The organism is Hymenobacter glaciei (assembly GCF_039539585.1).
Lineage (GTDB): Bacteria > Bacteroidota > Bacteroidia > Cytophagales > Hymenobacteraceae > Hymenobacter > Hymenobacter glaciei.
On the sequence record NZ_BAABDK010000021.1, the window covers coordinates 251,713 to 262,892 of the forward strand.

The 11,180-nt window shown below is 64.7% G+C and carries 3 protein-coding genes; 2 read left to right on the forward strand and 1 reads right to left on the reverse strand.

What is annotated here, in order from left to right:
* Positions 1 to 539: 539 nt before the first annotated feature.
* Positions 540 to 1,103, reverse strand: coding sequence for a hypothetical protein (locus tag ABD837_RS14100; RefSeq protein ID WP_345055657.1), 564 nt, complete (start codon positions 1,101 to 1,103; stop codon positions 540 to 542).
* 727 nt (positions 1,104 to 1,830) lie between these two features.
* Between ABD837_RS14100 and ABD837_RS14105 the strand changes: the two genes are divergently transcribed.
* Together ABD837_RS14105 and ABD837_RS14110 are read left to right on the forward strand one after the other, a co-directional pair.
* Positions 1,831 to 5,526: an RHS repeat domain-containing protein gene (locus tag ABD837_RS14105; RefSeq protein WP_345055659.1), complete on the forward strand. Its 3,696-nt coding sequence runs from the start codon at positions 1,831 to 1,833 to the stop codon at positions 5,524 to 5,526.
* Between the two features lie 52 nt (positions 5,527 to 5,578).
* The coding region (locus ABD837_RS14110) for a DUF6443 domain-containing protein (protein WP_345055661.1) at positions 5,579 to 11,180 on the forward strand (5,602 nt) is incomplete at its 3' end.

Below are 11,180 nucleotides of genomic sequence, written 5' to 3' on the forward strand. Positions count from 1 at the left end.
GCACCTGGACCTGTGGGGGCGGTGGGCCTCACCCCCGGCCCCTCTCCGGTGGAGAGGGGTGCCTGACGTTGGGAAAGGATTGCCAGAGAGCTGCTTTCATTCGCGAAAGAGCGCCGTAAACAGGCGAGCGTGGGAGGTAGTGGGAGGGACGGGACCAGAGGGAATCGTTCAGGCCCGGGCCGACGGCTCTGGGCGGCCCGACCAATTGATGTTCGGGTAAAACCGCTGGTCCTGCAACCGGTCGGACCGCCTAGGGCGGTCGGACCGGGCCGGTGCCGGGCTGCTGCCTGCTTGCTTTAGAAGCTGTTGGAGTTAGGTTGCAAGTCCGCCAAAACGGTGTAGAGACGCTAACTCAAACAGCTTCTAAACAAAAAGCCCCGCTGCGGAGGCAGCGGGGCGGTTGAGTGGAATAGTATTTTTTGAAGCTGCCGCGCTGGCCGCAGTGGAATGGGGCGTGTATAGTAGGTGTATACTTCGTGTATCCTCAGCCTATAGTAGCCGCTGCCGCCGAAATTGCACGGTGCCGGGAAGGCTGCCGGCTACAGGGTTTTTTGCTGGGTGGTTTCGTTGCCGGGGTTGTCGTAGGCGGAAACGATAACCTTGTTGCCGGCGAAGGTGGTGTTTTTGACCGTGGCAGCGTAGCGGAAGGTGTAGCCGTCGGCATCGGCGGTGGCGTCGCCTTCTTCGACCACGGTGCCGTCGGGGCGCTGGATGCGGACGTGGACGTGGTGGACGGCGAAGTCGTCGGTGGCCTGCACGACGATGGCATCGCCGACGGTGCCCCGGTAGGCGGAGAAGTCGACGCTTTGGATGTTGGGGGCGTTGAGGTAGTCGGCGACGGCGACGATGTAGGCCGATTGGGTGTTGGCGTCGACGCCGGTTTCGTAGGCCGCTTTTTGGGCGGGGTCCTGCTGCACGGCGCGGCCGTAGAAGGCGGCCTGCTGGAAGCGCTGCCGGTGGGCGAGCATGCCAGCCGTGGGGGCCTTGGAGGTGGGCCGGGGCGCGTCGCCGACGGAGACGGTGCCGTTGGCGTTCTGGCGGAAGACAAGGCCGGTGACCTTGCCGGAGAGGCCCTGGGTGAGGGCATTGGTGGCTTTTGCCATGATGGAGAAAGGGTTAAGTGGAGAATGATTTGGACGGTGAACGGGGGCGGGCAGGGAAATATTGCAGGGCCGGAATCTGTGTAAGCAGAAAGGCTGCAAGTGGTGATGGACCCTGAAGACGCGGTTGGGAAGTGGTGGTTCCGAAGTAGCTGGGCGAGGCGCGCACCAAGCGGCGTAGTGGGCGGCTGCGGGGGAGGCGCTTGCCCGCACGATGCGTTTGCTTCGGCAGGAGTCCTGAAGCTTCGGGCCGGGGGCGGCAGCTGCTTTTATGCGCAGGGCCCTGCGGAGGGGAGCTAAATGAGGGGAAAGCGAATCCGGGCGATGTGGACGACTAACCAGAGAACTGTGCCGACGACCCTGAAGAGCCGGCCGGGCGGTGCAATAAAAATGATGCGCTTGATGGCTAGGTGCTTGCGTGCCGTGGTGACTGTTGCGTACCTGTTTTATACCACGGCGTATTTGGATATTGCTGCTGCGCGGGAGTTTCTTTGTGTTTCCGTAGCGCCGAATCTTTCACCGGCGGGGGAAATCTTACCGCTTCTAGGTGCTTCCACCACCTACGGCGTTTCCGCCGCGGCTCTGTGCCGCCCGCGCACTTTGGTGTTGCCCGCTACGAGCGGCGCACCATGGCCGCAATGATTCGCGAAACCGTGCGCCAAGTTCTGGCGCGGGTTCGTTTCTACCCGTTGCCATTTGCCTGCTTATTGCCCACTGTTACCTTCTTGCTATGTTGCTTATTACTTGCCGGGGCGCACTTGCCCAAGGCCTGGCTGTGTCGTTGATATGGCTTCGTGCCACTGGTTTCAAGAGAAACCTGCTACGGCGGTGGTTGGGGGCATGGTGGGTGATAACTACATTGGGCAGCGCCCACGCCCAGACCACTACAATAGATAAGGACAAGCCCTGGTTGCCGGCCAAGTACATTCCGCAGTCTCCTACGGTGAGCACGCTGCCGCGATTTGATGCCCAACAGCTGGTGCAACTGCACTCCGGGGCGGCCCAGTATTCAATTCCCCTAGTCGAAGTCACCTGCGGCCCGCTGTCGCTGCCGGTTTCGTTATCCTATTCTTATAGCGGCTTGCGGGTAAGTCAGCCCGACGACCTGGTGGGGCTGGGCTGGAACCTACAGGCCGGGGCCAGTATCACCCGCCAAGTGAACGGCCTGGTCGACGAACAGGTGGCGGCCGTTCCGATACGGCGCTACCACCCCGACTCGGTGCTGCATGCCACGGCCCGGGTGCAGTACCTCAAGCGGGCCTTCAACCACGACCTAGATACGGGGCCGGACGTATATTCTTTTTCGCTGCCGACGGGCGTATCGGGCCGGTTTGTTATTATCGACACCAGCGTGGTGCTGCTGCCACGGCAACCGGTTTTCATTCGTCGGGTGGCCGTCGACGGTTTCCAGATAAGCACCGAGGACGGCGTGCGCTACCTGTTCCAGGCAAGGGAACTCACCACCCCCAGCGCAGAGTACGGCATGAACATACACGTGTCGGCGTGGCACCTGAGCCGGGTAATTTCGGCCGATGCCGCCGATACGCTCACGCTGCATTACACCGCCGCTACCGTGCTGCTGCCCCGGCAAATGAGTACCACGACCGGCCGTTACTACACCGGCTCGTATCAGGAACTTGGCGAAGCGGTGAACGCGGCGGGACCGGGAACCATCTGCGGTTCGACGGCTGATTACCTGTTTCAGAACATCCTGGCTGGCGTGACGCACGTGCGGGCGCAGTTCCTGCAGTCCATTACGGCACGCGGCGTTTGCCTACGGGTGAACCGGGAAACCGCCGGCCCTGATTCGGTTCGGGAAATCCGTAGTGTGCAATGGCTCAGCACCGGGCCTCAAGCCCGTGAAGTTCGGCACTGGACGTTGTTTCAATCGCGCATTTACGAAGCTACCACCAATGGCCCGATACCCGGGACGCGCTACCGGCTGTGCCTGGATTCGTTGCGGGAAAGCGCCAACGGCGTCAACTTACCGGCTTACCGCTTCGACTATCTCCCGATTGGGCTCATGCCCACGAAGGGCAGCGCCGCCCAGGACTACTGGGGCTATTTCAACGGGGCCGTGAAGAATGGCGACCTGAGAAACAAGGACACCCGCCCGGCGTTGCTGGCCGATACGGCGCTGCTGCGCCGCCAAGGCATGGCGGCGGACCGGGAACCTAATTTCGAGATGGTTGGGCAGGGGGCACTGCGCACGGTGGGGTTCCCGACCGGCGGCCAGGCGAACTGGGAGTATGAGCTCAACCGCATCGCAGTGCAAGCCGAAGACCTGCCGCTTCGGGAGCGCGGGCCATACCTGGAGGCCAGCTACGACCCCACGCGGGTGCAACTGGTGGAAAACGGCCCCCTCACGCACCGCGCTACCTCGTCGCCGCCGCAGGAGTTCGACGTGCCGAACCGCTCCGATGAGTCGGGCCGCTTCGACGTGCGGGTGCTGCTGCACCGCCAGCCCTACGACAGCACGCACGCCACCGCCGGCACGAACCAGGTGCGCGACTTCAGCATCTGGCGCCGCCGGGCCAGCGGCGACTCGCTCATCACCAACGGCCCCTACCGCATCTTTGACGGGCAGCTGGACAACAATCAGCAGCCGGTGACCTACCGCACGTTCGTGCTGCGCCTGCCACCGGGGCGGTACGTGGCCCGGGTGCATTGCGAAGAAACCGAACACCAAAGCGACATCAACATCTACGTGCCGTATCTGGACTCGACCGACTTCAAGCTGGGGTTGCCGGGGCCGGGCATCCGGGTGTGGCGCACCACGCATCAAACGGCCGGAGCCCCGCCGCTGGTGCATACGTACCGCTACAGCGAGCATGGCTCCTGCTCGGGGGTGTCGCTGCTGCGCAACTACGGGCGAAACTTTGACCGCCAGCAACATACGGAAGTTAACTACCAACTGCTACCCACGAGCGGTGACCACTCCGCCCTTAGCGTTACCTCCTGTGAATTCTGGGAAACGACAGCGGATAACCGGGACCTGGGCGACGAGTTCAGCAAAAATGTGCATTACTACAGCTGCGTCCGGGAAGAGGCTGGAACCGACAATGGCCTGACCGTACACTATTTCGGAGAGCTGAGGGAGCAGTTTAACGACGTAGTGCCCTTTCAGCAACTGGTGTATCGGCGCAGTCGGGATAATCAGCTGCAGCTGGCGGAGAGTACCGCACATACCTACGATATGCAGGACGCCCAAATGCTGCCTTTTATCCGGGTGCGCCGGACGGTTAAAATCAACCTGCTGACCCCCGGGGTCGGTGTATATATACCAGAGGATACATACATCAGCGACCTGTACCTGGTGCGGGCCAGCTTTGCGGCCCCCGCGCAGACCGTGCAGACGCGCTACGACCCGGACGGCCGCACCCACACCGTCACCACCTTGTCGAGCTACGTCCAGCAGCGGCTGGTGCGCACGGCCACCAGCACCAGCACGGGCTGGGACATCCAGCGGTTTAAGCGCCTGAGCGACTACGCCAGCACCGTATTCGACCCGGCGCTACGGCTGAATACCTTTAACCCCGTTATCGAGGCGCAGCGCTGGCACCGCCCCCTTGCCGGGACCGACTCGGTGCTGACGGGGGGCAGCCTGACGCTGTATGACCCGCGCTGGCGCAGCCCAGCGAAAACCCACCGCCTGCGCCTGGACCGGCCGGTGAGCGGCCCGAACCAGGAAACGCGCGCCAATGGGCGCTACACCGGCTGGCTGAGCGACACGCGCTACGAGGCCACGGGGACAGCGCGCTACGCGACGAGTTCGGGCGACCTGATAGAGCAGCGGCCGGCCCACGGCCCGGCTACCGCGTACCTAACCGGCAACGTCCACACCTTGGTCATCGCGCAGGCGACGAATGCGGGCTACGAGCAGCTGGCCTGCACCAGCTTCGAGCCCGCTGCGACGGGCCGCTGGCGCTACGACTCGACGGGTACGCACCGGGTAGCGGGCGGGCGCACGGGCCGCTGGGCCTACCGGCTCGACGGCACGAGCGGCCCCACCCGCCCGGGGATGCCGGCCGGCGACTACGGGCTGCTGTGTTGGGCGCGGAGCCCGACCGCGCCCACGCTGACGCTGGCGGCGGGCAGCACCGGGGGGACGTGGCAACTGGTGGCCACGGGCCCGGACGGCTGGCGGCAGTACCGCGCCCGCTTCCAGCTTAGCGGCTCCGGCAGCGTGGCGCTGGGGCCGCCCGCGGGCGGGGGCAACGTGCTGGTGGACGAGGTGCGGCTGGCCCCGGTGGGTGCCCAGGTGACAAGCTACACCCACGACCCGCTGGTGGGGGTAACGTCGCAGACGGACCCGGGCGGGCGCACCATCACGTTTGAATACGATGCCCTGGGGAGGCTGGTGCGCACCCGCGACGAGCAGGGGCGCATTCTCTCGCAGCAGCAGTACCACTACGCCCGCCCCTAGGCCCGCCTGGCCTTATCCATTATTGCCTTTTCGCTTCCAGTTCGTTTCCGCTATGCGTGTTTCTACTATTTCCTTTTGCCGCCTTTTGCTCGTGGTGGCCTTGCTGCTGGCCGGGCGCGCCCAGGCCCAAACGGTGCCCGCTGGCCAAGGACTGGTGGCCGACACGACGGAGCTGCGGGTGCTGCGCGAGCTATACGCAGCCACGGGCGGGCCGCAGTGGACGAACCACACCAACTGGCTGAGCGGCACGACGCTGGCGGACGCGGCCGCCTGGCACGGCGTGGGCGTGAGCGGGGGCGACGTGACGGGCCTATTTCTACAAGGTAATGGCCTACAAGGCACGCTGCCCTCCTCGCTTGGGGCACTGCACGGCCTCCAGATACTCTATCTGCACGGTAACGCACTCACTGGGCCGCTGCCGGAATCGCTGGGGCAATGCCAGAACCTGGTGCTCCTGTACATCAGCCATAACCGTTTGTCGGGGCCGCTACCGGCCAGCCTGGGCAACCTGGCGGCTTTGCAGCAATTCAGGGCCGACCACAACGCCTTTGAGGGCGTGCTGCCGGCCAGCCTGGGCCGCTTGCAGCAGCTGTGGATGTTGTCACTGAGCAACAACCGCTTCAGCGGGCGGATTCCGGGTGCCTGGGGGCGCATGCAGGGGCTAAGCCAGCTCTTTCTGAACTACAATCTCTTGGCCGGGTCCTTACCCGATAGCCTGGCGCAGGCGAGAAACCTGCTGTACTTGGAAGCCGGGGGCAATCACCTGACCGAGGCGATTCCGGCCAGCTACAAGGGCTTTCGCCACCTGATTCGGCTGGACTTTTCCTATAACCAGCTGAGCGGGACGCTGCCCGACTCGCTGCACGCCGATTTCGTGTACCTGGGACACAACCACCTGAACGGGACGGTGCCGGCCAGCTACGGGACCACGGTGACAAATCAACTGCAACTGGGCGATAACGACCTGACGGGCCTGCCCGCCTTTGGGTTCCCGCTGGGCTACCCAAACCTGCTCCTGGGGGTGGGGAACAACCTGCTGGCCTTCGATGCCTTCGAGCCGAACCAGAACGTGCCGGGCCAGTACCAACTCTGGGACGGGCAGCGCGCGCTGGCAGGGACCGACACACTACAAGTGCGGGCCGGCCAGGTGCCCTCCCGGCCGCTGGCCGGGGCCATCGGCGGGGCGCACAACCGCTACCAGTGGCAGCGCGAAGTGGCGGAGCAATGGGTGGACCTGCCCGGCGACACGCTGGCCACGCGCACCTGGGGGGCGGTGACGCCGGCCGACGCGGGCCGCTACCGCACGCGGGTAACCAACCGCTGGGTGGTGGGGGTGACGCTCTATTCGCCCACGCGCTACCTCGATGTGCTGCCGTACCCGCCGCTGGCGCGCAACCGCCCCAACGACGCCAACGTGGGCCCGGCACTGCTGACGCCGCCGACGGCGCCGGACGCCAGTGCCACCGGGCGTGACATGAACTTCGTGCGCACCTGGGTGCCGCGGCAGGCCCAGACGCGGGAAGCCCGCGTGCCGCTGGCCCCGGTGGACTCAGTGGCCACGAGCACGACCTACTTAGACGGTTTGGGGCGGCCCGTACAGACCGTGCTGCGCCAGGCTTCGCCCGGGCGGCGCGACGTGGTGCAGCCACAGGCGTACGACGGGCTGGGCCGCGAGCCGCGCCAGTACCTTCCCTTCGTGGACACGACCAGCGTGACGGCCCAAGGCTACCACTACCGGGCGTTGGCCGACCAGCAGGTGTTTTACCGGCGGACGGGGCCTCGCGGGGGCGGCATTGGGCCGTTGGAACCGCACGATGCCGTACGGGGCGTGGCCCGCACGGGCGTGGCCTACAGCGAACGTTTGTTCGAGCCTTCGCCCCTGAACCGGGTGGTGGGCCAGGGCGCACCGGGCGAGGCCGGGATGCTGACCGGGGGCCACGCCACGGCCCAGGCCGAGCGGCCCAACGTGGCCACCGACTCGGTGCCGCGCTTCGCGCCGGGCTACCACCCGGCCCGTTTCGACCCGGACTTCCAGGGCTACTACGCCGCGGGGGAGCTGTGGGGCAGCCAGCGCACCGACGAGCACGGCTACCGGGCCCTGGACTGGACGGACAAGGAAGGCCGGGTGGTGCTCAAGCAGGTGGAAACCGGGCGGCGCGACAGTGCTGCGGCCGGCCCGCGCCGCTGGCTGCGCACGGCCTACGCCTACGACGACTTCGGCCGGCTGCAGTACGTGCTGCAACCCGAGGCGACCAAGCGGGTGCTGGCCCTGCGGGCGGCCCCGGCGGCGCTGCCAGCGGGGGCCAGGCCGTTCTGCTTCCGCTACCGCTACGATGGGCGGGGCCGGCAGATTGCCAAGCAGGTGCCGGGCACCGACGGGGAGACCCTGGTGGTGTACGACCAGCTGGACCGGCCGGTGCTGAGCCAGGACGCCGCCCAGCGGGGGCGTAAGGAGTGGAGCTGGACCAAGTACGACGCGCTGGGCCGGGTGATTCTCGCAGGCCTGGTGAGCCGGGCCGACACGGCCGGGCAGGTGCGCCTGCAGGCGCTGGCCGATGCCGACACGGCGACCGCCCACCAGTACGAGGTGCGCAGCAGCGCGGCCACGGCCTACCAGCACTACAGCACGACGCAGGCGTTTCCGCGTCTGGGGCAGCAGGGCTTCGAGGCGGGGCTGGTGCTCAGCGCCACCTACTACGACGACTACAACTTCGACAACGACGCGGCCGGTACGGCCGATGTCAGCTACAACACGACCACCGATGCGCGGTTTCCGGCCGGGGGCGCGCCGGTGGCGGATGCGCTGCGCACCACCGGAATGACCACGCGCACGATGACGCGGGTGCTGAACAAGCCCGATACCGACCCGGGGGCGGACTGGCTGGTGACGACGACCTTTTACGACGCACGGGCCCGGCCCGTGCAGGTGCAGACCGGCAACGCCCGGGGCGGGCTCGACCTGCTCACCACCCAGCTCGACTTCACGGGCAAGGTGGTGCAGAGCGTGGCGGTGCACCAAGGGCCGAACCACGACCCGCTGACGGTGGCCGAGTTTTTCGCCTACGACCACACGGGCCGGCTGCTGAGCACGCGCCAGCAGCTGCCGGGCGAGGCGCGGGCGGCGCTGCTCGACTCGGTGCAGTACAACGAAATCGGGCAGGCCACGCGCAAGACGCTGGCCTCGGGCCGGCTGAAGCAGGAGGTGGACTACGCCTACAACATTCGCGGCTGGCTCACCCAACTCAACGACCCGTACTACCCCAAGGCGGAGAACCTGTTTAACCTGAGCCTGCACTACAACGAAGGCTTCAGCACCGGCTACGAGCAGTACAACGGCAACCTGACGGGCCAGACCTGGCGCAGCGGGCGCGACGGGGTGCAGCGGGCGTACGGCTACGTGTACGACCCGCTGAACCGGCTCTTGCAAGGTGACTTCGTGGCCCGCACGGCGTCGGCCCCGGCCACGCCGAATACGGCGGGACTGTGGAAAGCGGAGGAGGACAACTACCGGATGAGCTTCGTCAGCTACGACGACAACGGCAATATCCTGAGTTTGCGCCGCCGGGGCCTGCTGGCCAACGCCACCCACGCGAAGGCCAAGCAATTCGGGCCCGTGGATGCGCTCACCTACGCTTATGCCGGCAACCGGCTGCAGGCCGTGGACGACCAGGTGAGCACCAACCAGCTGCCGCGCCCGCTGAACTACAACGGGGCGCCGGCCTCGCTGGCGGGCGACTTCCAGGAGGGCGGCTCGCACCTCAACCAAGAATACCTCTACGACGCCAACGGCAACCTGACGCAGGACCGCAACAAGGGCATCACGGGCATCGCCTACAACCACCTGAACCTGCCGAAGCAGATTCACTTCGGCGTCGGGGCCGACAGCCTCGTGTTCCGCTACACGGCCGCCGGGCAAAAGGTGGCCAAGATGGTGTACCAGACCGGCCAGCCGGTGCAGCGCACCGACTACCTGGGCCCGTTCCAGTACGAGCAGGACTCGCTGCGCTTCTTCCCCCACGCCGAGGGCCGGGTGCTGGTGTTCTTCCACCGCCCCCCGTTCAACCCCAAGGCGCCGTCCTTCACCACCTACCAGCGCGAGTTCGTCTTCAAGGACCACCTGGGCAACCTGCGCCTGGCCTACCGGCTCGGGCAGGTGCATACGTACCGCGCAACGCTGGAACAAGACCGGGAAACGCATGCCCGCGAGGCGCAGCAATTCGATTCGCTGAGCGTGAGTGCGCCGATTGCCTTTGCCACGGCGCGGGCGCACACGAGCGGCTACGTGGCCCGGCTCAACGCGGGCGGGGCGGCCCCCCAGCCGCTGGGCCCGCTCACGCAGTTTGCCGTGCAGAAGGGCGACACCGTCCGCGCCACGGCCTTTGGGCTCTACCCGCAGGCGACCAGCAACCAGTCGTTCGCCTTTTCGCTGGCGGGCTTCATCGCCTCCCTGCTGCAACCGACTCCGGCTGGCACGCCCCCGCGCCTGGACGGCGCGCGGCGCGGCGGGCTGCCGCTGCTGCAGGTGGGGCTGAGCTCGGCCGCGCTGCTGGCGCTGCCCCGGCTGCCGGGCGGCGTGCCCCAGGGCTACCTGCGGGTGCTCTCGTTTAACGAGGACTCGGTGCTGGTGGACCAGCGCACGGTGCAGCTCACGGCCGCCGCGCTCAACAACTATGAAGCGTTGCAAAGCGGGCCGCTGGTGGTGCAGCAGAACGGCTACGTGAGCGTGTACGTGGGCAACGAGAGCGCGGCGGACGTGTACTTCGACGACGTGACGATTGAGCACCGCCAGGGCCTGCAAGTGCAGGAAAACCAGTACGACCCGTGGGGAATAAACTTGGCCGGTTTGGACTTTAATTCGCCAGGAATCAAACCGTTGAATCAGTACCAGTTTAATGGAAAAGAAAGGCAGAATGACTTAGGTTTAAACTGGTCTGATTACGGGGCTAGAATGTATGATGCGCAGTTAGGTAGTTGGCATGCTGTTGACCCACTCGCCGATAAAATGCGTCGTTACTCACCTTATAATTATGCCTTCGATAATCCTGTTAGGTTTATCGACCCGGATGGTATGGGACCAATTGATGGTATAGGAAAGTTCTTAAGCAATCTCGGTCATAAGGCAGCAAATTATGCTTTTCAAAAATTTACCGATGCGCTTTTTAATGCCGCAGCGGCCTTCTTTTCTGATGCTAAACAAGATATTAAACAAGAAATAAACAGGTATGAGCTATACGGTACAGCACAAGGTCAAGTAACCATAGGAGCGCGAATAGCTGTTGAGCCGGGTGTTGGAGTAGACGTAAATGCTGGCTCTGTGACTTTAGGTAAAGCGAGCGTTGATTTTGGCACAAGCAAGGGTGCTTCGGTTGGTGGAGATTACATGACAAAAGATAATAAGGCCACGATAAGTGCTGGAGGTGAAATTGAAACTGGTGTTTTGGGTGCAGAGTATCAATACTCACAAGACTGTGAAACTGGACCTTCAGATGGCATTAACAATAACGGCGAAGCAACACATGGAGGGAATATTTCCTTTGGGGGCACAAAGAGCTTGAATCACCTTGAATCTCGTATAGAAGCGACTAAGTCTCTGATGTTACGCAGCCAGTTTGGTCAAAGTGTAGTGCATGGCTTTGAGTCCGCGCAAATAAAGT